The 20,845-nt window shown below is 66.5% G+C and carries 23 protein-coding genes; 5 read left to right on the top strand and 18 right to left on the bottom strand.

All coding sequences use genetic code 11. The features are described from left to right. Positions 1-26: 26 nt before the first annotated feature. The 5 genes from WDB66_RS14590 to WDB66_RS14570 form a co-directional block, all read right to left on the bottom strand. Positions 27-419 (bottom strand): hypothetical protein, encoded by a 393-nt coding sequence (locus WDB66_RS14590; RefSeq protein WP_339399337.1) that lies wholly within the window; start codon positions 417-419, stop codon positions 27-29. A gap of 30 nt (positions 420-449) precedes the next feature. Then, on the bottom strand, positions 450-1,097 hold the full coding sequence (locus WDB66_RS15245) for a zinc chelation protein SecC (RefSeq protein WP_489670876.1): 648 nt from the start codon (positions 1,095-1,097) through the stop codon (positions 450-452). A 157-nt stretch (positions 1,098-1,254) separates the two neighbouring features. After that, a complete protein-coding gene (gene arsB / locus WDB66_RS14580; RefSeq protein WP_024889930.1) occupies positions 1,255-2,289 on the bottom strand; it encodes an ACR3 family arsenite efflux transporter in 1,035 nt (344 codons plus the stop codon). Between the two features lie 13 nt (positions 2,290-2,302). Continuing rightward, complete coding sequence (locus WDB66_RS14575; protein ID WP_024889931.1) at positions 2,303-2,821, bottom strand: arsenate reductase ArsC; 519 nt, start codon at positions 2,819-2,821, stop codon at positions 2,303-2,305. Between the two features lie 34 nt (positions 2,822-2,855). Beyond that, positions 2,856-3,188, bottom strand: a complete 333-nt coding sequence (locus tag WDB66_RS14570; protein WP_024889932.1) for an ArsR/SmtB family transcription factor — start codon at positions 3,186-3,188, stop codon at positions 2,856-2,858. A 17-nt stretch (positions 3,189-3,205) separates the two neighbouring features. Between WDB66_RS14570 and arsH the strand changes: the two genes are divergently transcribed. Beyond that, a complete protein-coding gene (arsH, locus tag WDB66_RS14565; protein WP_024889933.1) occupies positions 3,206-3,961 on the top strand; it encodes an arsenical resistance protein ArsH in 756 nt (251 codons plus the stop codon). Between the two features lie 51 nt (positions 3,962-4,012). On the opposite strand, the gene WDB66_RS14560 is transcribed toward arsH, so the two are convergent. Beyond that, positions 4,013-4,174: a MerR family transcriptional regulator gene (locus WDB66_RS14560; RefSeq protein WP_489670877.1), complete on the bottom strand. Its 162-nt coding sequence runs from the start codon at positions 4,172-4,174 to the stop codon at positions 4,013-4,015. 105 nt (positions 4,175-4,279) lie between these two features. On the opposite strand from WDB66_RS14560, the gene WDB66_RS14555 reads away from it, so the two are divergent. The 4 genes from WDB66_RS14555 to WDB66_RS14540 all read left to right on the top strand — a co-directional run bounded on the left by WDB66_RS14555 (position 4,280) and on the right by WDB66_RS14540 (position 6,431). Continuing rightward, entirely contained in the window at positions 4,280-4,636 is a 357-nt protein-coding gene (locus WDB66_RS14555; protein ID WP_017355168.1) for a mercuric transporter MerT family protein, read from the top strand. 8 nt (positions 4,637-4,644) lie between these two features. Continuing rightward, positions 4,645-4,932, top strand: coding sequence for a heavy-metal-associated domain-containing protein (locus tag WDB66_RS14550; protein ID WP_017355169.1), 288 nt, complete (start codon positions 4,645-4,647; stop codon positions 4,930-4,932). Beyond that, positions 4,862-5,137 (top strand): GDCCVxC domain-containing (seleno)protein, encoded by a 276-nt coding sequence (locus WDB66_RS14545; protein WP_489670875.1) that lies wholly within the window; start codon positions 4,862-4,864, stop codon positions 5,135-5,137. Before WDB66_RS14550 ends, WDB66_RS14545 begins: the two co-directional genes overlap by 71 nt. 94 nt (positions 5,138-5,231) lie before the next feature. Then, positions 5,232-6,431 (top strand): hypothetical protein, encoded by a 1,200-nt coding sequence (locus tag WDB66_RS14540; protein WP_339399335.1) that lies wholly within the window; start codon positions 5,232-5,234, stop codon positions 6,429-6,431. A gap of 36 nt (positions 6,432-6,467) precedes the next feature. Here the strand turns inward: WDB66_RS14540 and WDB66_RS14535 are convergent, their stop codons facing one another. From WDB66_RS14535 to WDB66_RS14480, 12 genes are all read right to left on the bottom strand, one after another. Next, a complete protein-coding gene (locus WDB66_RS14535; RefSeq protein WP_339399334.1) occupies positions 6,468-7,571 on the bottom strand; it encodes an acetate kinase in 1,104 nt (367 codons plus the stop codon). A gap of 19 nt (positions 7,572-7,590) precedes the next feature. Next, positions 7,591-9,666 (bottom strand): heavy metal translocating P-type ATPase, encoded by a 2,076-nt coding sequence (locus WDB66_RS14530; protein ID WP_339399333.1) that lies wholly within the window; start codon positions 9,664-9,666, stop codon positions 7,591-7,593. Between the two features lie 63 nt (positions 9,667-9,729). Beyond that, entirely contained in the window at positions 9,730-11,403 is a 1,674-nt protein-coding gene (locus WDB66_RS14525; protein ID WP_339399332.1) for an ABC1 kinase family protein, read from the bottom strand. Next, complete coding sequence (locus WDB66_RS14520) at positions 11,348-13,810, bottom strand: phosphoketolase family protein (protein WP_339399331.1); 2,463 nt, start codon at positions 13,808-13,810, stop codon at positions 11,348-11,350. Before WDB66_RS14520 ends, WDB66_RS14525 begins: the two co-directional genes overlap by 56 nt. Then, positions 13,807-14,721, bottom strand: a complete 915-nt coding sequence (locus tag WDB66_RS14515) for a ribose-phosphate diphosphokinase (protein ID WP_339399330.1) — start codon at positions 14,719-14,721, stop codon at positions 13,807-13,809. Before WDB66_RS14515 ends, WDB66_RS14520 begins: the two co-directional genes overlap by 4 nt. Further along, positions 14,718-16,235, bottom strand: a complete 1,518-nt coding sequence (locus tag WDB66_RS14510) for a thymidine phosphorylase family protein (protein WP_140908535.1) — start codon at positions 16,233-16,235, stop codon at positions 14,718-14,720. Before WDB66_RS14510 ends, WDB66_RS14515 begins: the two co-directional genes overlap by 4 nt. Continuing rightward, positions 16,232-17,617 carry an MBL fold metallo-hydrolase RNA specificity domain-containing protein gene (locus tag WDB66_RS14505; RefSeq protein WP_339399329.1) on the bottom strand — a complete coding sequence of 462 codons (1,386 nt, stop codon included), beginning with the start codon at positions 17,615-17,617 and terminating at the stop codon, positions 16,232-16,234. Before WDB66_RS14505 ends, WDB66_RS14510 begins: the two co-directional genes overlap by 4 nt. A gap of 82 nt (positions 17,618-17,699) precedes the next feature. Next, on the bottom strand, positions 17,700-18,119 hold the full coding sequence (locus WDB66_RS14500) for a hypothetical protein (protein WP_339399328.1): 420 nt from the start codon (positions 18,117-18,119) through the stop codon (positions 17,700-17,702). A gap of 127 nt (positions 18,120-18,246) precedes the next feature. Beyond that, on the bottom strand, positions 18,247-18,909 hold the full coding sequence (locus WDB66_RS14495; RefSeq protein ID WP_339399327.1) for a methyltransferase family protein: 663 nt from the start codon (positions 18,907-18,909) through the stop codon (positions 18,247-18,249). A gap of 1 nt (position 18,910) precedes the next feature. After that, positions 18,911-19,216 carry a DUF2933 domain-containing protein gene (locus WDB66_RS14490; RefSeq protein WP_066922006.1) on the bottom strand — a complete coding sequence of 102 codons (306 nt, stop codon included), beginning with the start codon at positions 19,214-19,216 and terminating at the stop codon, positions 18,911-18,913. After that, on the bottom strand, positions 19,213-19,716 hold the full coding sequence (locus WDB66_RS14485; RefSeq protein WP_339399325.1) for a MerR family DNA-binding protein: 504 nt from the start codon (positions 19,714-19,716) through the stop codon (positions 19,213-19,215). The genes WDB66_RS14490 and WDB66_RS14485 overlap by 4 nt, the downstream gene beginning before the upstream one ends. Before the next feature lie 175 nt (positions 19,717-19,891). Then, positions 19,892-20,845: efflux RND transporter permease subunit (locus WDB66_RS14480; protein WP_339399324.1), on the bottom strand; the 954-nt coding region annotated here is incomplete at its 5' end.

The following is a 20,845-nucleotide window of genomic DNA, read 5'->3' as shown; positions in this document are numbered from 1 at the left end:
GAGTCGGCATCAGGCCGACGGCGCGGTCATCCGAAGATCGGAGGCTTGAATGGGCTCGGCAGACGCAAGGCGGCCGGGGGCGATGCTTTTTCGACCCCCATTCGACCGGCGACCGGTCGAGTAGAAAATGAATCCAGGACCGGCAACACGGCCGCGGCTGAACCACAGCAATGGGCGAAATCCAGTAACAGGTGCAACGTCTCCGATCCGTCTTGATCGTGCGCGTCCGCCGCGGCGAACTCCGCGCCCGGATCGTTGGCATGCGGGCCGTGGCTGTGCGCGCCCGACGGATCGTCCGCGAGCTCATGCATTTCGCCAGCGGCTGTCATCACCGGTTGGAACGCCAACCCCAACGCAAGCACACCCAGCACGACGACGCGCAGGAGCGGCAACAAGAAGCGGGGATGCAGGCGGGTCATGGCCGCGCAGGGTACCTGCGGATGATGGGGTTATACAATACCGCTGAATGCGTCGAGAGGGCTACAGGGAAAAGGCGCGTTCCAGTTGTCGGCCATGGCACCGCTTGTACTTGTTTCCGCTGCCGCACTGGCACGGCTGGTGATCGCGCAGCCCCGACGACAGTGCGTGTCCAGGAACTGGTGCGCCTGCTGCAGCGGTTCGATCTCGTTCTCCGGGACACTGACATGGCCGTCGGCCGTCGGTACGCCCCGACTCAGCACGTGCGTGATCGCTTCGGACACCCCGATGAAGTGCCGGATCAACTGGTCATCGCGAACCGGCAGGCGCACGTTGTCGACCGTCGCGCCGGTGTAGCGGCGTCGCGGGTCAGACACGAAGAGGACCTTGGTTTCATGGTGGAGCTTGGGCGTGACATCGACCATCTGGCCGTCAGGGGACAGCCAGATCGCGTGAAACTCCGCTTCGACCATCACATGCGGCCATTCCCATAGCTGCCAACCGCAGAGCATGCGTCCGCCGTCCCGCGCGATCTTCGCCTCGACGTTAGGGAAGCACTCTTTTTCAAGCGCATCAGGTTCGGGCTCGACAACCATGTAGGTCGCCACGCCGCCAGGAACCACTCTCTGGACCAGCTGGCGAATATGTCGGGTTATCTGCGGCGGGGTGGTGGTGTGCAAGCGTCGACCCTCGAATGGCACCGGAGAGAGACCGGTCGGCCTGATGATGAAGTACTCTGATGGCGCCGAGAGGTCGGCATCACGAAACCGATGGGTTCTGAACTCTCAAACCAATTGATCGTGATCAGGTCAACGACACGGGAGTCCAGTCCATGCTCTACGACGCTTTGACCTGCCGCTCGTACCACGGGCGTGTGCCGTTGACGATCCTGACCACTGATAGCATCACGGGGACCTCGATCAGCACGCCGACCACGGTAGCCAGCGCCGCGCCGGAGTGCACGCCAAACAGGGCCACCGCCGTAGCGACCGCCAGCTCGAAGAAATTGCTGGCCCCGATCAGCGCCGACGGTCCGGCCACGCAATGGGCGACACCCAGCCTGCGGTTGAGCAGGTAGGCTAGCCCGGAGTTGAAGTAGACCTGGATCAGGATCGGCACCGCCAGGATCGCGATGATCAGGGGCTGCTCGACGATCTGCCTTCCCTGGAAGCCGAACAGCAGCACCAGCGTCGCCAGCAGTGCAACCAGCGAGACAGGTCCCAAACGAGCGAGCACCCGTTCCAGCCTGGCCTCGCCGCCGCGTACAAGCAGCCAGCGACGCAAGACGATAGCCACCGCCACCGGCAACAGGATGTAGAGGCCCACCGACAGCGCCAGCGTGTCCCAGGGCACGGTGATCGACGACAGTCCCAACAGCAGGGCGACCAGCGGTGCGAACGCCACCACCATGATGGCGTCGTTGAGCGCGACCTGGCTGAGCGTGAAGTTCGCGTCGCCGCGACACAGGTTGCTCCACACGAACACCATGGCGGTGCAGGGTGCGGCGGCCAGCAGGATCAGCCCCGCCATGTAGGAGTCGATCTGGTCCGCCGGGAGCCAGTCGGCGAAGACATGCCGCAGGAAGAACCAGCCCAGCAGGGCCATCGAGAACGGCTTGACCGCCCAGTTGACGAACAGGGTGACGCCGATGCCGCGCCAGTGCCTGCCCACTTCCCGCATGGCGCCGAAGTCGACCTTCAGCAGCATCGGGATGATCATCAGCCAGATCAGTGCGGCCACCGGCAGGTTGACCTTCGCGACTTCCATGCCGCCGAGGGCTGCGAAAGCATTTGGCAAGAAATGTCCCAGGCTGGTGCCGACCACGATGCACAGCGCGACCCACAGGGTCAGGTAGCGTTCGAACAGCCCCATGCGGGGCGCTGCCTCAGCCATGGGCGACCGCCTCGTCTTCAGGTTGTACGAAGCCGATGCGGTCGAGGGCCGCCTTCAACGCTTCACGGTCATCCCAGACCTCGGTCGGCAGCGCCAGCAGAGCCTGCAGTCGCGCCTTGACGATGCGGTGGGCCTGGCGGAATGCCTTCCGCTTGTCCTCGTCATCGCCTTCAACGGTTGCCGGGTCCGGGAGCCCCCAGTGCACGCGAAGAAAGTCCCCGAGCACGACGGGGCAGGTTTCGGCCGCGGCCGAATCGCAGACGGTCACCACCAGATCCATCGGTACCGCGTCCGGCGTCGTGAACTCGTCCCAGGACTTGCTACGCAGGCCTGCCGTGGCAATGCCTTCGGCCGCCAGTTGGGCAAGCGCCCAGGGGTTGACCGTGCCGGCCGGCTGGCTGCCGGCGCTGAAGACTTCGAAGCGGTGGCCGGCCCAGGCGCGGAGCGTGGCCTCGGCCAGCACGCTGCGCGCGGAATTGCCGGTGCACAGGAAAAGGACGCGACGCTTCATCGGGGCGGTTCCTCGAGTGACAGGTGGGAGAGGATCAACAGGCGCAGGCGGCCCCGGCACCAGGGGGGCAGCTCTCATCCGCGGAGCCCACGCAGCAGTTGTGGGTCAGGTAGGCGACCAGTTCGTTCATGGCTTCGAAGTTGGCGCGATAGCAGACGTTGCGCCCCCGGCTCTCGCTGCCGATCAGACCGGCATGGACGAGCTCCTTCAGGTGGAATGACAGGGTTGCGCCAGGGACGGCCAGTGCTTCCGCAATTTCACCGGCCATGCGGCCGTTGGGGCCGGCCTCGACCAGCAGCCGGAAGATCGCCAGCCGGGTGGCGTGGCCCAGCGCCGTCAGCGCAGCGATTGCCTGATTCGTTTCCATCATTCTAGAATAGTCGAATGAATAACGAACTGCAATCACCCGTGCTCCTCGACCTCCCTCATCTGGCCGCCGACCTGCTTCCCGGTCCTCGCCATGACGCGCTCGGCGTCGACGCGACGGCACCAGCGCCACGCATCCTTCTCTTGTACGGCTCCCTGCGACCGCAGTCCTACAGCCGCAAGCTGGCACTGGAAGCCGAGCGCATCCTGCGACACCTCGGCGCCGAAACCCGGGTGTTCGATCCGCATGGCCTGCCCATGCTGGACAGCGTCGGCAGCGATCACCCGAAAGTGCAGCAGCTGCGCGAATGGTCGCAGTGGTCGGAAGGCCAGGTCTGGGTGTCGCCCGAGCGCCACGGCACGATCACCGGCGTATTCAAGAACCAGATTGACTGGCTGCCGCTCGAGGACGGTAGCGTGCGACCCACCCAGGGACGAACGCTGGCGGTCATGCAGGTGTGCGGCGGCTCGCAGTCGTTCAACGTGGTCAACGCCCTGCGCGTGCTGGGACGGTGGATGCGGATGGTGACGATTCCCAACCAGTCGTCGGTCGCGAAGGCGTGGCAGGAATTTGACGACGCGGGGCGCATGCGCGCTTCGCCGTTCTTCGACCGGGTGGTGGACGTAATGGAGGAGTTGGTCAAGTTCACGCTCCTGGTGCGCGGGCGGAGTGATTACTTGGTCGATCGCTACAGCGAGCGGAAGGGTGCCGATGAAGCCCGTCGAGTGGCCAGAGAGTCGGGAGTTCTGGAAGATGTTCCAGCAGCGTCCTGATCTTGCGGGCTGCTTGCTCGCTGGCGATGATCATCAAGGTCGGTTGAGCGATCACCTCGCGCTGTTCTCAGTGATCAATCTTGTTGGTACCTGCATCATCTGAGCGCGACGGATGAACTGAAGCCGATTGACATCGTTTTCGTCGTAACGACGCACGCCTCCTATCGGTCGCTCGGGTTGACGCAGCAGCCTACGGCGCTGGTAGTAGCGCACGGTTTCGACATGCACGTCGGCCGCCGCCGCCCAGCTGGCTGATCGTAAACGTGTTCGGACGCACGGCTTGACTCCGTACCTAGGTACAGAAGCTAGTATGCTCTGATGCAAACAACCCCGGCCAAATCGTCTGTTCCAGCCATCGTTGGCGCGAGCATCGCCGCCATTGGCGCATCGGTCTGCTGCGTCGTGCCGCTGGTGCTGGTCCTGCTGGGCATCAGTGGCGCCTGGATCGGCACCCTGACAGCTCTCGATCCCTTGAGGCCCTGGTTCAGCGCCGCCGCCGTACTGTCCTTGGCCGTGGCGTTTTGGATGCTGTATCGACCGGCGGCACGGTGCGGTGTGGATGGCAGTTGCATCGCCCCGGACGCTCTGCGACGCAGGCGACGTTGGCTCTGGTTGGCGACAGCCCTCATCGTCCTGTTGCTGCTGTTTCCCTATTACATCGTCTGGATTCTGTAGGAGGCGCGATGCACAAGTGGATACTGGCCCTGGTGGCTGCTCTGTCGGTCGGTGCCGCTCTTGCGACGCCCGCAACCGTAGTGATGCTCGATGCTGAGAACATGACCTGTCCCGCCTGCGGCATCACCATCAGGAAGGCGCTGGAGAAGGTGCCGGGCGTGGCCGATGTGAAGGTGGACACCCGGGCTGAAACAGTCACGGTGACGTTCGAATCGAGCCAGACGGATGCAGCCGGAATCGCGCGTGCAGTCACGGAAGCAGGCTTCCCGGCCAAGGTGCGGACTGGCGGTGAGTGACGTCAAGCTGGAAAGCATCTTGACCTGCCCGGAGTGCGGCCATCGGGCGACCGAGACAATGCCCGTCATAGCGTGTCAATTCTTCTATGAGTGCACGGGCTGTGGAGCGGTTTTGCGTCCGCATCAAGGCGACTGCTGTGTGTTCTGCTCGTTCGGAACAGTGCCATGTCCACCGATCCAACAGAACAATCCCTGTTGTGGTTGAACCGCGGACTCCGATAATAGTTGGACAGACAGGCTGCGAGATCGACTGTGCCACCTTGGAAAGCGCGCCGCTCAACCAGCGGTGTGCATGCGAAGTGGTCGACATCCTCCGTCTGCACGAGTCGATCCGGGGTGCCTTTCCGGAGTTCACGACTGATCCCGCCGTACACGCGCACTTATTTTCACCCTATGCCTTGTTCGTTGATCGGCCCGCGTTGGAGGCCATGGGACGAGTCGCGGCGGCGGTCTTCGACGTCGCAGGAAACCCGGGATATAGCCAACGGGTCCTGCAATGGGCCCCTGACATTGCAACCCATGATCCGGGTTCGGCGGGGGGCGTCCTGGGTTTGGACTTTCACCTGACGGTCGATGGGCCGCGGCTGATCGAGGTCAACACCAATCCAGGCGGTCTGCTCCTCAATGCCTTGTTGCTCGATGCCGTGCGGTCTTGCGCGCCGCCAGCATGGGCCACCTGGACCAACGCGGCCCAAGCGCGTGATGCGGCCGTCACGGCCTGGATGGAGGATGCTCGGCAGCAATCCGGGCGCACGCCGTCGCGCCTGGCCATCGTGGACAGCACTCCGCGAGCGCAGTTCCTTTACCCCGAGTTTGAGCTGTACGCGAACGCGTTTCGGGACCATGGCGTGGACTGCGTGATCAGCGCTCCCGAGGATTTGTCGTTTGGTTCGGACGGGCTTGAGGATGCCCACGGTCGAATCGACACTGTCTACAACCGGTTGACCGATTTCGCGCTCGAGGATGCCTCGCATGCAGACATTCGTGAGGCTTACCTGGCAGGGGACGTCGCGCTGATGCCGCATCCCCGAGCACACGCGCTGTTTGCCGACAAGCGCAACCTTGCGGTGCTCGGGGACCCGGCTCTGCTCGGCGGGTTCGGGGTCGATGCGGGTTCGACGGCACTGCTGGGCCAGGTGATCCCGCCCACGGTCGAACTCGTGCCCGCGAACCGGGATGCGTTGTGGGCAGCGCGCAACGGCTATTTCTTCAAGCCTGCAGCAGGGTTCGGCAGCCGTGGGAGTTATCGGGGCGACAAGTTGACCCGGCGGACTTGGGAGTCTATGGCGTCGGCGACCTACATCGCACAGGCCTTCGCGCCACCGAGCATGCGGATCGTGCATGGGGGCCAGTCCCTCAAGGCGGATGTGCGCTGCTTCGCGTCCGAGGCGGGTGTCCTGTTGTTCGCGGCCAGGCTGTACCAGGGCCAGACCACGAACATGCGCACCCCCGGTGGTGGATTCGCAGCGGTGCTCACGTCGTCACGGATCGAGGAGTGATTCCCCGCCGGAGCCGACCCTTGGGGCGTGTCGTGGCTACAGCCAGGCGAGTGCCGATTCAGCCAGTTCGCGCTCCTCATCGATCGCGACGTTCCATATGCTCGGCCCGCCCCCGCGGTCGATCCGCGTGGCTCCAGCATCGTTGACGTCAGGTGCCAGCGCCAGGCCGAGCCAGGCCAGTCGCGCGACGATGCGAGCCCGCAAAACCGGCGCGCGATGGCCGATGCCGCCGGAAAAGACGACATGGTCGAGACCGCCAATTGCCGTGGCCATGGCCGCGATGGACTGCGCAATCCGGACTGCAAAGAGCTCCACGGCAAGCTGGGCCTGCGGGCCGGGACCCGTCAGCAACACGCGCATGTCGCCATGGCCGGCGATTCCGGCAAGGCCTGCACTGCGGTACAGGCCGTCTTCAAGCGCCTGCGCATCCAGGCGTTCATGCCTCAGCAGATACAGCAACGCGCCGGGATCGAGATCTCCGGAGCGGGTAGGGCTCGGGATTCCACCCAGCGGAGTGAGCGCCATGGTGGTGTCGCGGCTGCGGCCGTCCTCGACGGCGCAGACGCTGCAGCCACCCCCCAGATGCGCGAAGACGGCGCGGCCCTTCAGGATTCCAGCGTCGTGGCTGGCCACTATGCGGAGCGCGGAGGCAAAGGCGAGCCCATGGAAACCGTAGCGGCGGATGCCCAGCGCATCCCATGCTTCAGGGACAGGCAAGCGGCGGCTCCAGGGCGCGAGCGACGCGTGGAAGTTGGTGTCGAAGGCCACGCCTTGACGCGCGTGCGGCCAACGCAGGCGGGCGGCACGCGCGAACGCGAGGGCTACCGGCTGGTGCAAGGGTGCAAACGGCACCAATTCATCCAATTTCGCGAGCACGGTTTCGTCGAGCTCGCGGGCGTCGTGCAGGTCACCGCCATGTACGATTCGGTGCACCACCACGTCGGGGCTGGGCCACGGCTCCGACAATGCCTCGAGCAGGGTGGCAAGGCGCTCCTGCGCATCCACGCCGACTGGAATCTCGGCCCGGGAGCGCTCGAGCAGACGAGGCTGCGCGCCGTGTCCCTCAGTGTTGAACAGATAGGACGCGCCCTTGAGGGTGGACGAGCCAACGTTGAGTGCAAGAAGCCGGCGCGTGGTCACAGGTGTCCCCGAATCATGTTCATGGGGACCGCACCGCCCGGCGCAACAACTGCGCATTGATTGCCACAACGACGGTGCTCAGCGACATGAGCACTGCCCCAAGCGCAGGTTGCAGCAGGATCCCCCATGCGGCGAGAACGCCAGCGGCGAGAGGGATGGCGACGATGTTGTAGCCGGCGGCCCACCACAGGTTCTGGATCATCTTGCGATAGGTGGCCTTGCTCAATTCGATGATCGCTGGCACGTCGCGCGGGTCGCTGCGCACGAGTACGACGTCGCCGGCCTCGACCGCGACGTCCGTCCCTGTGCCGATGGCGATGCCGACGTCGGACGTGAGCAGCGCCGGAGCGTCATTGACACCGTCACCCACCATCGCGACGCGCTTGCCCTGGGCCTGCAGCTCCTCGATCTTTGCCACCTTGTCCTCGGGCAATACCTCGGCGAAGACGGTGTCGATGTTGAGTTCCTTCGCGACCGCGTTTGCGACCGCCGTGGAATCACCAGTCAGCAGGACAACCTCCAGTCCTTCGTCGTGCAGCCGCTTGACCGCGTCGAACGATTCGGGACGGATGGCATCCGCGATCGCAAATACGGCGAGCACCCGGTCGCCTTCCACCAGGTAGGTTGCAGACTGACCATCGGCTGCCGCTGATTCGGCGGCCCGCCGAAGCGTCTCCGGCGGTTCGACGGCGAGCATTCTCAACAGACCCGGCCCGCCAACGTGAAGCGAGCGCTCCTCGACGACTGCGCGCACACCGCGTCCCGGCATGGACTCGAAGTCCTGCGACATCGGAACGTCGATGCCATGTTCCTTTGCGCTGGTCATCAGCGCCTGCGCGATCGGATGTTCTGCATCGCGCTGGACCGACGCGGCCACGCGAAGCACCTCGTCGCCGGTGAATCCATCGGCGGCAGTGGTCTTCACGACGCGGTGCGAACCGAGGGTGAGCGTGCCTGTCTTGTCGAACACGACCGTGTTCAGCAAACGGGCCTCTTCCAGGCCGCGTCGATCGCGCACGAGCAGGCCGTTCCGTGCGCCAATCGTGGTCGAGATGGCGGTCACCAGCGGAATGGCCAGGCCCAGCGCATGGGGACAGGCGATCACGAGCACGGTCACTACGCGCTCGATCGTGAAGCTCCACGGACGACCGAGGAGTGGCCAGACGATGGCGGTGAGGGCGGCGGAGACGATGGCGATGATCGTGAGGTAGAACGCCGCCCGGTCCGCCAGGGCCTGGGCGCGCGAGCGCGACGTCTGGGCCTGCTCGACGAGCCGCATGATACCCGCGAGCGCGGTCTCGTCGCCGGTTCCCGTCACCTCGACACGCAGCGAGCCCTGTCCGTTGACGGTGCCGGCGATCACCCGGTCGCCCGTCGACTTGTCCATCGGCTTGGACTCGCCGGTGATCATCGCTTCGTTGACGGCGCTGGTCCCTTCCTTCACGACGCCGTCGGCGGGAATGCTCGCGCCGGGCCTGATGAGCAGCAGGTCGCCGCGCTTCAGTTCCGCGACAGGGACTTCCTTCGCGGTACCGGCCTCATCCAACCGCACCGCCATATCAGGCAGCAGCTTCGCGAGTTCCTTGAGAGCGCCCTGTGCCTGGTTGATCGAACGCATCTCGATCCAGTGGCCGAGCAACATGATCGCCACCAGCGTCGCCAGCTCCCACCACAGGTCCAAGCCCTCGACAACGCCGAGCGTGACCAACGCGCTGTAAAAGAAGGCGACGGTGATCGCAAGCGAGATCAGCGTCATCATGCCCGGCAGGCGATTTCTCAGCTCGTGGTATCCGCCGCGGACGAACGGCGAGCCGCCGTAGAAGTACACGATCGTGCCGAACACCGCCGGGATGTACGCCGACCCCGGGAACTGTGGTGCGGTGTAGTCGAACCAATGCTGGATCATCCCGCTCCAGATCAGAGTGGGGATGGTCAGCAGCAGCGTGAGCCAGAACTTGTCGCGGAAGCTCGCCACGCTGTGGCCGGCGTGCTTGTCGTGCCCGGCATGGACGTCACCTTCAGCACCCGTGCGGGGATGCGGCGGTTGCTCGCCGTGCGCGTGATGATCTTGATGATGATGATTGTGTTGCGTCATGGGTCTGCCTTCCTGGATGCACTGATGCGCCGGGCACCAGCGGGGAGATAGATCAGTGTTCTGTTACAAGTGTCCCGATCTGGCGATGGCCATCACCAGCCGCAGTGAGAGCAATCCCGCAGCAGCGAAAGCCACCATAGCCAGGAAAGGCATGTGACCGAACACTTGCGGGCCGTCGGAATGCAGGCTCAACAGCGCACCGCTTACGTACAGGCCCAAGGTGACCAGGGCCAACGCCAGCCGGTTGCCCGTGCGCGCGATTGCCTCCTGCGTGGAACTCAGGCCATGGTGGTGTACGGAGAAGGCGGGTCGTCCGTCGCTCAGTTGCGCCTGCCGCAACAGGTCGGTGGCGATCTGTGGCAGTTGGCGCGCAGTGCGGGCCAGCCGCATGGCAAGCGGCCTGTTGCCGCTGGGGCGGCTGGCTTCGGCAATGTCGGCGATCGCGGCCGCCTGCGCGGACAGCGTCCCCAGCAGGTCCAGATCCGGATCCAGCGCCCGCAGCGTGTTCTCGACCAGGAACAGCGTCCGGATCAGGGACAGCAGGTGGGCCGGAAGCCGGAAGCCAGCGCCCTGCCCAATGCGTGCCACGCGCCAGATTGCCTCGGCAATGGACCACTGCGCCAGCGGACGGCTGGCCATCTCGGCCAGGATCAGGTGGATCTCGCGCACATGCGAGCGGCGGTCGACCTGCGGCGGGAAGAAGCCCATGGCGATCGCTGCATCCAGCACGCCCTCGGCGTCGTCGGCCGCAATGGCCTCGACCATGCCGCCGAGCGCGAGCCGGGATGCAGGGTCGAGCACGCCGATCGAGCCAAAGTCATGCAGGCACAGGCGACCGTCGTCAAAGAAGAACAGATTCCCCGGGTGCGGGTCGGCATGGAAGACGCCGGCGCCGAAGAGCTGATGCACGTAGGCACCGAGCAGCGCCCTTGCCAGTGCGGGAGCCGCCGCCGTTCCATAAGCGGCTTCCAGGCGGGTGCCGTGGCTACGATCCTGGACCAGCACGTCGCGGGTGGCGTAGGGCTCAACGACATGTGGCTGTGTGATGCCGGGCAGGGCATCGAGCACCTTCGCCATGCGGCGCATGTTCTGCGCCTCGTGACGCATGTCGATTTCATCGCGCAGGAATGCGCCCAGCTCGTCCACCAGTTCGAGGGGGCGGTGTCGCTTCAGAGGCGGCCAGATCCACTGGGCTACGCGCAGCGTGCGTCGAAGCAGCCGCAGGTCAGCCTGCACTTGAGCGTGGATGCCGGGCCGGGTGACCTTGACGACCACGTCGCGACCGTCATGCATGCGTGCCGGATGGATCTGAGCCACCGACGCGGCGGCCAGCGGATGGTCATCGAAGCTGGCGAAAAGCTCTTCGACGGAGGCGCCGAACGCCTGCTCGACCATGTGTCTGGCCTGGTCCGCAGGAAATGCCGGCACGTCGCTGTGCAACCGCGACAATGCCTCGCGATAGGGCGCCGGCAGCAGGTCCCAGCGCAGGCTCAAACCCTGGCCCAGCTTGACGAAGGTGGTACCCAGCCCCACCAGGGTGGCGCTGACGTACGCGGGAAGCCGTTCGGGTCTGCGTCGGCGCAGGCGCAACACCGCGACCCCGAGAGTCAGTCCGGCCCAGGCGATCTGGCCTCCGCGGCGCACCGTGCCCGCCATCAGCGCGAGGTCCTGGCCGGCCGGCTCACGATGCCGGCCCCGCTTCCGCGCGCAGGATGGCGGTCGGATCGCCGCGACCATCCACGGCCGCCAGCTCCGCTTCGGACAGCAGGTTGTCGCGGGACTCGCCGAGGACGCCCGCAGCCGCGTCAACCACGTGCGCCCAGGTGCTGCGGTTGGCGAACAGCAGGCCCGGCACGTCCAGTGTGCCGCCCCGGTTGACGAAGCCCAGCGCCGCGGTGGTGGTGGGGCCGGTGTCGAGTCGGCGCAGCGCACCGAGGAAGGGCTCCGGACGGGTGTGGGTAACGAATACACGCGGCCGGCCCACCGGAAACAGCGCTTGGACCGCACTGTCGGAGTGCACGTACCTTGCCTCCTCCGGATCGCGCGGGGCGCGAAATCGGCCGGGTTCGGCGAGATAGACGATCGCGGCCGACATTCCGCGTGCGGCCAGACGCGCCTGTGCGCGGCGCACTTCCTGCAGCTGGTACGCACCGGTGGCCACCAGCAGGATCGCCGCCGTCTCCGGATCGCCGGCGAGGCATGTTGCGCCGGTCTCGGCCAGTGCCTGGGCCTGCTGCGGGGTCAGCTCATGAGGCACCGGACGCTTGGGAACGACCAGTGTGGTGACCGTGCCCCGTTGCGCGTAGGCGCGGGCGAGGGCGGCGGCAGCGCCATTGGCGTCCGGCGGGAACACCACGCGCGAAATGTCGGCCATTTCGCCCATGAGTGCCTCGGCCATGGTCGGATCCTGGTGGGACTGTTCGTTCTTCGCGTTCTCCCACGTGTGCGAGGTCAGCACCAGGGGCACGCCCAGCCAGCCGGGTGGGCGCCCGGCCTGGGCCTGGTGGCGGGCGAAGATCAGTTCCTGACGTACGGCGCCGAGCATCTTCGGTGCAAACGCCTCGTAGGTGACCACCAGGTTTAGCCCGCCCTTGTTGCCGAGCGCCGCGCAGACCACGGCTTCTTCGTTGAGCGCAGTGATGACCGCGCCGGTTGGCGATTCGGCGACGCCGGGCTCGGGCTCGTGCACCCGGTGCTTCATCGCGTCCAGGGTCCGGTCGAGCTTGTTGCTGCGCAGCTCATCGGGATTGCCCACGCGCACCCGCAGTCCCGGATTCGCCTCGGCGATGGCGACGAACTGCTCGTCGAGTGCGGTCATTGGCGAGCTCTCACCGCCGGCGCCGCGGTCGGCGATCGCCGGGACGCGGGGCGGTTCCACCTGGCGATCGGCCAGCGCATGGTCGCGCTCGCGCACCCGCTGCTGGAGATCGTGGCTGTTGAGTGCGGCAACGGCCTGCTCGAGCTCCGACGCGGCCACGAACAGCGCCGCTGCGCCTTCATTGAAGAGCGTGCGCGCCGCGGCATCCTTCGCCGGATTCCCCGGCAGCGGCAAGTTGTGCGAGGCGTTGGTCCCGGCGCCGGGGAAGCCGAAGCCCTTGACGGTTTCGGCGATGCCATAGGGCAGCCGCACGTCGGCGGGAACAGCGGCGCCCGCTTGCAGGCGCGACTCCATCACGTGGATGCCCCACGCGATGCTGGCCGGATCGCGCCCGTCCAGCGCGATCGGATCAAAGCCGTTCAATCGCAGGTGCCGGTCCAGCCACCGCTCGCCGCCCTGCTGGGTGATCTGGCTGCGCTGTTCGATGCGGCGCCCGTTGAGGATGATGATCGGGCTGACCAGTCCGCTGTCCTCGGCGCGCCACCAGCGTGGCGCCCAGTCGCTGCCACGCTGTTCCTCGAACGCACCGTCGCTGAGGAAGGCGACCAGGCGTTCATCCTTGAGCGGCGCATGCACGTACTGCAGCTCGGCAAAGCCGAGATAGCCGCCTTCCATCACGCCCCCGGCGGTGTGCGCATTGACGTGGGAGCCGAGGGGCGACGCCGGCGTTCCGTCCGGATTGAGGGTGTAGGCATAGAAGTCGCTTACGAACCGGCTCAGCCCTTCGCCGGTGCGGTCGTAACGTTCGGCGTGCCGGTCGGTCATGTTGCCAACCAGCACGTTCAGCGCGTCGATCGCAGCCACGCAGTGTCCCTGGCCCATCATCCATGCGCGGGTGACGCCATCCAGGGCGTCCATCAGCAGGTAGCCGGCGTAGGCCGGCACCATGTTGAGGGACCCGCCAGTGTGGCCTTCGGGCGTGGCCTTGAAGTCATCGGCCTCGAGGGCCGCGCCGTCGGTGCGGACCCGCTGGCTGTAGGTCATGTGGGCCACCAGCCACATGCCGGCGCTGGTGACGCGATCGGCCGCGGCGAGCCGCTGCCAGGCGGTGCCGGCATCGGGCGTGCGGCCCAGGGCGACCAGCTCGTGCACCATCTGGCGGACCCGGAGCTGGGTAAGCGGGTCATGTCGGATCACCCCGTAGCCGGCCGCCCAGTGGGCGAACGCGGGATCGGCCTGCCGGTGGGCGTCGGCGAGTTCAAGGATCCGCTGGCGCTCGGCGGCCGACAGCTGGTCGGCGGTGCAGCAGTTGAGATGCAGGTTCATGGGTCCTCCGGGGAATCGGTCGAAGCGGTCATCAGGGTCGATGCCGCGGCGGCGAGGTCCGCACCCAGCGCGATGGCGTTGGAGGGGTGGGAAATGGTGTCAGTGCTGACGATGCGGGCCAGGCCCGCCTCCTGCAGGCGGGCATAGGCGTCGCCTGCGAACACCGGATGGATGGCGACCAGCAACGGCGACGGCAACGACAACCGGCGCAGGTGTGCGAGGGTCTCCAGGATCGTGTGGCCGGACGACACGATGTCGTCGATCAGCACCGGAGTCCGACCAGCCACGGCTGCCGGGTCGGGCAGGCTGACGCGCACGTCGTAGTCGCCGTGCCGCTCCTTGGCCAGCACCTGATAGGGCATGCCGGACAGGGCGGCGATGTCCGCTACCCACTGCTCGCTCTCGCTGTCAGGGCCGATCAGCACAGCGTCGGGGACGGTCTCAGCGATCCAGCGGGCCACGGCCGGCGTCGCCGATACGTGGACCGTCGGAATGCGGTAGAGCGACTGCAGGCGCTCGACGCGGTGCAGGTGCGGGTCCACGGTCACCAGCCAGTCGAAAGCCTCTTCGAGGAATTGCGCAAACAGCGGTGCACTGACCGCCTCGCCGCGATGGAAGCGGGTGTCCTGGCGCATATACCCCAGGTAGGGTGCGATGAGGCCGACCGAACGAGCCCCGAACTCGCGCGCGGTCCGGGCGGCGAAGCGCAACGGGAGGGCCGTGGCATCGGCGTTGCGCAGGCTGGCCAGGAGCGCCACATCGGCTCCGGCCAGTGCGTCGTCCAGGGTGACCAGCGACTCGCCATCTGGGAAGTGCCGCCAAGCCACGGGTGCAATGCGCGCCTGCAGGGGCTGGTTGATGTTGCCGGCCAACACTGCATCGGCCGGGAAGGGCATCAGCACACGGGTCATGGAACCTCTCCAAGCACAAAGGGTTGCAGCGTCGCGGCGTGCTCCAGGGCGTAGGCCAGTTCTCCCGGCGACTCCGCATGCAGGGTCATCATGGGCTGTCCCCGCTCGACCGTATCGCCGATCCGCAGACCGGTCTCGAGGCCGGCGGTGGGGGATGTCGGGGCGCCGGCCAGCTTGGCCAGTTTGGCCAGCCTGCGGTTGTCGATCGCCGCGATGCGGCCCGATGCAGGCGCCGGGACGTCGGCGGTGAACGCCGCCCGTGGCGGTTCGCGGAAGCCTCCCTGGGCCTCGCAGATCGCCAGGAACTTGGCCAGCGCCGCCCCGGAATCCAGCACGCCGCGCGCGCGCTCCAGTCCGGTGCCGGCGTTGCTGCCCGGTGCCATGTCCAGCAGCGCCGCGGACAGCGCAAGTGCGCGTTCGCGAAGGTCGGCGGGTGCATCGGCTGCGTTGCGCAGCACCTTGAGCACATCGTGCGCCTCGAGCGCCGGACCGATTCCCCGCCCCACCGGCTGGCTGCCGTCGGAGCGATGGATGCCCAACTGCAATCCAAGCGCGCCCGCGGTGTGGGCAAGCCGCGTGCCGAGGCTGTGGGCCGCGGCCTCACCACGCACCTTGGCGGTCGGACCCACCGGCATGTCGATCAGGACGTGGGTGGAGCCCGCGGCTATCTTCTTCGACAGCACGCTGGCCACCAGTTGACCGTCGCTGTCGAAATCCAGCGGGCGCTGCACCCGGATCAGGATGTCGTCGGCCGGACTCAGGCGCACGTTGCCACCCCAGACGATGCAGCCGCCCTCGCGCTCCACCACCCGGCGCATCGCCGCCAGATCGAGCGCCACGGGCGCCATGACCTCCATGGTGTCGGCGGTGCCCGCGGGCGACGTGATCGCGCGCGAGGACGTCTTCGGGATGCGGTAGCCCAGCGCAGCCACGATGGCCACCACGATCGGCGTGGTGCGATTGCCGGGCAGGCCGCCGACGCAATGCTTGTCCAGCACCGGCCCATCGCCCCAATCCAGGCGCTGGCCAACGGCGATCATGGCCCGTGTCAGCGAGGTCGTCTCGGCGTTGTCGAGGCGGTCGCCCGCGCTGGCCGTGACGAAAGCCGCAAGCTCCAGGTCCGACAGCCTGCTTTCCATCACGTCCTGCACCAGGGCGAGGTACTGCGCGTCGTCCAGCCGTGCCCCGAACACCTTGGCGCGGAGCGCGCCTGCCGACGACGCGGGTTCCGCATGCCGCACCCGGGCGAGGGCATCGGGCATGGGATCGAGGAGCGTCCACGCGGCCTCCGACAGCGCCACCTCGTCGAGGCCGAGCCGATCGTCGACGACCACGTTCAGCGTCGCCACCAGCGTGCGCGCGCCGACGTCCAGCCTCACGCGCGTCATCGCGGCAAAGCCTTCCGAGCGGCAGACTTCGCAGTCACGGTGCATATAGACCACCGGCTGCTGGTAGGTGTCGATGCCGGCACGGGTGACGCGCAGGCGGGTGTGGCCCGGGGCCTGCGTGGTCATCTCGCATCCTCCAATCCGACTTGCTCCAAGTGCTCCGGCACGCGCGCACGCCAGCCCAGTTCACGCTGCACGCGCGCGCGCAGTGTGTCGGCTGCATCGGGCTCGCCATGGGTGAGGTACACCACGCGCGGCGCGGACGGCGCGGTGCGCATCCAGTCCAGCAACTCCCCGGCGTCGGCGTGGCCGGAGAAGCCTTCCAGCTGCACCACCTCGGCGCGGATGGGGACCTCGCGGCCGAACATGCGCAACGTGCGCTTGCCTGCCGCCAGCGCGGCACCGCGTGTTCCTCCGGCCTGGTAGCCCGCGAGCAGGATCGCGTTGCGGTCATCGGGGCCGAACGCCTCGATGTGGTGCAACACGCGCCCGCCGGTGATCATGCCGCTGGCCGAGATGATGATCATCGGCCCGCGCTGGCGGTTGAGCGCCTTTGACTCCTCCACGGTGTTGACGAAAGTGGCCACATCGAACATCCGTTGGCAGTCTTCGTCCGAGACATGGTGCTCGTCGTGATGGGCGTGGTAGTGCCCGGTGGCGTTGACCGCCATCGGACTGTTGAGAAAGACCGGTACACGTGGGATCTCATTGCGCTCACGCAGCCGGGCGATATGAAGCATGAGTGCCTGGGCGCGGCCGATGGCAAAGGCGGGAATGACGATCACGCCCCCGCGGGCGGCAACGCGGCGGATGATCGGTGCCAGCTCGGCTTCTTGGTCGATCGGAATGTGTTCCCGATTGCCATATGTGGATTCGCAGACCAGGACGTCACAGGCGGGCAGGGGCGTCGGCGGATTCATCAGCGACTCCTGCTGCCGTCCCAGGTCGCCACTGAAGTGCAGGCGCTGGCCCTGGACGTCAAGGCTGACATGGGCAGCGCCCAGGATGTGGCCGGCAGGATGGAAGCGGATCGTGACGCCTGATGCGACCTCGATGTCGCGACCATAGTCATGCCCCTTGAGCTGCTTCAGGCTGCGGCGGGCGTCATCCTCGGTATAAAGCGGCCGTGGTTCCTTGTGCTTGGAGTACCCCTTGCGGGCCGCGTACTTGGCCTCCTCTTCGAGCAGGTGTCCGCTGTCGGGAAGCAGCAGGCCGCACAGGGCCACGCTGCCATGGGTGCAGTGGATCCGGCCGCGGAACCCTTGTTTGACCAGTGCGGGCAAGTAGCCCGAATGGTCCAGGTGGGCGTGGGTCAGGACCACCGCGTCGATTGATGACGCCTCGACGGGAAACGGAGCCCAGTTGCGCTCGCGCAATTGCTTGTAGCCCTGGAACAGGCCGCAGTCCACGAGCACGCGCTGACCGTTGGCCTCGACCAGGTAGCGCGAGCCGGTCACCGTGCCCGCGGCACCGAGGAATTGCAGGGTGGGGTTGGAAGACGCTGTCATGGTGTGGCTCCTGTCCTGGAAGGGAAGTGATTGCGGAGGGCATGGCGAGGGCCGAGGCGCATCTGCATCGCCCGCGCGCCTGTCAGGGGCGGATCAGCTCCACTGTGTCGTTGACCTTGGGGCTCCCGGAGATCACTTCAGCCTCCGCGTAGTGGCTGTCGAACAGTTCGACGATGCGCACTTGGCCAACGTTCTCGCGGCGGTAGCGTGGACCGCCGGCCCGCGAATACCGGATACGGCGCTTGTGCCGGATCACGTCCAGCACCTGCCCGACCTGGGCACCGTCGGCCTGCCCGACGCAGACCACGAGCGTCTCGTCCCCCTTCTCCAACACCTGGCCGCGCATCAAGACGTTGTGGCGGAACCCGCCCTCGCTCGCGGATGCGACGCCCGGCAGTGCGAAGGAGAATGCGAGTGCGCCCACCAGCGCCAGTGCGGCGAACCAGCGGTAGGAATTGGTACGTGGGGCTGCGGAACAGGCAACGGGTGTGACCGTATTCATTGAGTGGACTCCTTGGATGGGCCTGAACGGAGACGGAGATCTGCGGCGACAACACGAACGGAGAGACCATGCAGGTGGGCAACTTGAACGGCGGAGCGTTGCCCAGGCAGCTCCTCAACCTGCGTCATCATGCTTCTCCCGGCGATGGCGCGGGGCCGCGCCGGCGTCGCGGGAGGAAGGCCGGGACCTCCTGCATGTAGCGGGCGTAGTCGTCGCCAAAGCGGCTCAGGCAATCTTTCTCCTCACGGCGAGCGAGGCGGGCATAGGCCCACACGAGCACCGGAAAGCTGATGAGTGTGAGCAGCGTCGGCCACTGCAGCAGGAAGCCGGTCAGCACCAGCACGAAGGCAACGTACTGCGGGTGGCGCATGCGCGCATACACGCCCTCACGGGCAAGCCGACCCTCTCGCTGTGCCCGATACAGCACGGGCCAGGCGGTCGACAACAACCAGAACCCTCCGCCGATAAACACGAAACTCGCGATGTGGAATGGACCGAAATGCGGATTGGCGCGCCAGCCGAACCACATCTCCAGCAAATGGCCCGCGTCATGGCTGAGCCAGTTCACCTGCGGATAGTTGGCGCTGAGCCAGCCGCCCAGGACGTACAGTGTCAGCGGGAAGCCATACATTTCCGCGAACAGCGCCACGACGAAGGCGGAGAACATCCCGAACCCCCGCCAGTCCCACCGCGTCAACGGCTTGTAGAAGCTCCAGGCGAAGAAGATGAAGAAGGCGGCGTTGATGGCGGCGAGGAGCCAAAGACCGTAGCCAGCGTCAGATGCGTGCATGTCATTGCCCTCCGTTCGAGGTGTCGGACGTTTCGTCGGTCAGCGCCCGCTTGCTGCCGCCATGGCCCCCATTGGATGAGTCGTCGGCATTGCCGCCTTGTCCATGTCCTCCATGTCCGCCATGTCCTTTGTGCATGAACACATGCATGAGGGGGCACAGCAGCAGGATGGCCAATGGCAACCAGCGGAGTGCTCCAGCAAGGTGGGCGCGATGCTCGACGCCAAGATAGAAGACGGCCAGCGCAAGGAAAATCCAGAAGACCCAACGTCCGGACCCCGACGTGGTTGGAGAGCGGGGGGCAGTCATGGCAAATCCTGAGTGAGGCGTCCGAGAAGGCGTCGCGGGGTGGACCTGACGAACTTGCCGCCTTCTGTCGCGGCAACGGCTTCGATCAATGCGCAGACGTCATTGCCAGTCGGAATGGAGTCCGGAAGCTTCGCCCAGGCGTGGATGGCACGCTCCATCCGCTCGTGCATGGCGAGCAGCCTGTCCAGTTGTTGGCGGGTGTCGTCAAGCCTGCGCCGGATGATGTCCCGCACAAGCGGGCAGGGACTATGCCGCTGCAGGCTGTGGCGGATGATTTCCTCGATTTCGGCCAGCGTGAAACCAAGCTGCTGTGCCGTGCGAATGAAGTGCAGGCGCTGGAGCTCCGAAGCCGAGAAGAGCTGATACCCGCCCTCGGTGTGCGTGGCCGCCTGTAGGAGGCCGCGCCGCAGATAGTTGCGCACCACATGCACCGTGACGTCGCCCTGCTGTGCCAGCTGGCGTACCGTCATCAGCGGCGGCGCTGCTTCGTCTTTGCCCATTATTGGCGCGCTCCAGGAAAGATGGTGATCACGCTAGACCTGTGTCCCGCACACAGGTCAAGCTCGGCTGACACGCCTCCATCCACACCAAGGCATCGAGTGCTCCCGCAGCGATAATCTTGGGTCAACGCACACGCGGACCGCCTTTGCCCTGGCGCGTTGAAGGTCGGCCACATCACGACACGTCCGCCGGCAGCGCAGCAGCCATTGGCCGCTTCCTGGCCAGCTGCCGCTGCTTGATCAACGAGTACAGTGCCGGGATCACCACCAGCGTCAGCACCGTCGACGACACCATGCCGCCCACCATCGGCGCGGCGATGCGGCGCATGACTTCCGAGCCTGTGCCGCTGCTCCACATGATCGGCAGCAGGCCGGCCATGATCGCGACCACGGTCATCATCTTCGGGCGCACGCGGTCGACCGCGCCTTCGATGATCGCGTCGCGCAGATCGCCGGCATCCAGCGAGCGGCCTTCGGCCTGGCGCTGCGCGGCGCGAGCTTCCAGCGCGTGGTCGAGATAGATCAGCATCACCACGCCGGTTTCCGCGGCGACGCCGGCCAGTGCGATGAAGCCGACGATCACGGCGACGCTGACGTTGTAGTCGAGCATCCACATCAGCCAGACGCCGCCGACCAGCGCGAACGGCACCGACAGCATCACGATCAGCGACTCGGTGACGCGGCGGAAGTTGAGGTACAGCAGCAGGAAGATCAGCGCCAGCGTCACCGGGACGACGACGCGCATCTTCTCCGCAGCGCGCTGCATGTACTCGTACTGCCCGCTCCAGGTCACGTAGTAGCCGGGTGGGAACTGCACCTGCTCGGCGACCGCGTCCTGCGCTGCCTGCACGTAGCGGCCCAGGTCGCTTTCGCGCGTGTCGACGTAGATGTAGGCCGCCAGCATCGCGTTCTCGGTGCGGATGCTGGGCGCACCCATCGTGACTTCGATGCGTGCGAGCTCGCCCAAGGGCACCTGGGCGCCGCCGGGCACGGGCACCAAAACCTGGCTGCCGATACGGTGCGGGTCGTCTCGCAGCTCGCGCGGATAGCGCACGATCGCGCTGAATCGCTCGCGGCCCTGAAGGATGGTGGTGACGATCTCGCCGCCCAGGGCGGCCGCCACCACGTC

The sequence above is a fragment of the Denitratimonas organivorans genome, assembly GCF_037478135.1.
In the GTDB taxonomy this organism is placed as follows: domain Bacteria; phylum Pseudomonadota; class Gammaproteobacteria; order Xanthomonadales; family Xanthomonadaceae; genus Denitratimonas.
This window is presented reverse-complemented; position numbering and strand designations above follow the sequence as displayed.

What these genes read in the sequence shown, in the direction of transcription:
- WDB66_RS14590 (WP_339399337.1), bottom strand. Translation starts at nt 419, where the DNA reads ATGACCCGCCTGCATCCCCGCTTCTTGTTGCCGCTCCTGCGCGTCGTC.
- arsB (WP_024889930.1), bottom strand. Translation starts at nt 2,289, where the DNA reads ATGGGGCTGTTCGAACGCTACCTGACCCTGTGGGTCGCGCTGTGCATC.
- WDB66_RS14575 (WP_024889931.1), bottom strand. Translation starts at nt 2,821, where the DNA reads ATGAAGCGTCGCGTCCTTTTCCTGTGCACCGGCAATTCCGCGCGCAGC.
- WDB66_RS14570 (WP_024889932.1), bottom strand. Translation starts at nt 3,188, where the DNA reads ATGGAAACGAATCAGGCAATCGCTGCGCTGACGGCGCTGGGCCACGCC.
- arsH (WP_024889933.1), top strand. Translation starts at nt 3,206, where the DNA reads ATGAATAACGAACTGCAATCACCCGTGCTCCTCGACCTCCCTCATCTG.
- WDB66_RS14555 (WP_017355168.1), top strand. Translation starts at nt 4,280, where the DNA reads ATGCAAACAACCCCGGCCAAATCGTCTGTTCCAGCCATCGTTGGCGCG.
- WDB66_RS14550 (WP_017355169.1), top strand. Translation starts at nt 4,645, where the DNA reads ATGCACAAGTGGATACTGGCCCTGGTGGCTGCTCTGTCGGTCGGTGCC.
- WDB66_RS14545 (WP_489670875.1), top strand. Translation starts at nt 4,862, where the DNA reads ATGCAGCCGGAATCGCGCGTGCAGTCACGGAAGCAGGCTTCCCGGCCA.
- WDB66_RS14530 (WP_339399333.1), bottom strand. Translation starts at nt 9,666, where the DNA reads ATGACGCAACACAATCATCATCATCAAGATCATCACGCGCACGGCGAG.
- WDB66_RS14525 (WP_339399332.1), bottom strand. Translation starts at nt 11,403, where the DNA reads ATGGTCGCGGCGATCCGACCGCCATCCTGCGCGCGGAAGCGGGGCCGG.
- WDB66_RS14520 (WP_339399331.1), bottom strand. Translation starts at nt 13,810, where the DNA reads ATGAACCTGCATCTCAACTGCTGCACCGCCGACCAGCTGTCGGCCGCC.
- WDB66_RS14515 (WP_339399330.1), bottom strand. Translation starts at nt 14,721, where the DNA reads ATGACCCGTGTGCTGATGCCCTTCCCGGCCGATGCAGTGTTGGCCGGC.
- WDB66_RS14510 (WP_140908535.1), bottom strand. Translation starts at nt 16,235, where the DNA reads ATGACCACGCAGGCCCCGGGCCACACCCGCCTGCGCGTCACCCGTGCC.
- WDB66_RS14505 (WP_339399329.1), bottom strand. Translation starts at nt 17,617, where the DNA reads ATGACAGCGTCTTCCAACCCCACCCTGCAATTCCTCGGTGCCGCGGGC.
- WDB66_RS14500 (WP_339399328.1), bottom strand. Translation starts at nt 18,119, where the DNA reads ATGAATACGGTCACACCCGTTGCCTGTTCCGCAGCCCCACGTACCAAT.
- WDB66_RS14495 (WP_339399327.1), bottom strand. Translation starts at nt 18,909, where the DNA reads ATGCACGCATCTGACGCTGGCTACGGTCTTTGGCTCCTCGCCGCCATC.
- WDB66_RS14490 (WP_066922006.1), bottom strand. Translation starts at nt 19,216, where the DNA reads ATGACTGCCCCCCGCTCTCCAACCACGTCGGGGTCCGGACGTTGGGTC.
- WDB66_RS14485 (WP_339399325.1), bottom strand. Translation starts at nt 19,716, where the DNA reads ATGGGCAAAGACGAAGCAGCGCCGCCGCTGATGACGGTACGCCAGCTG.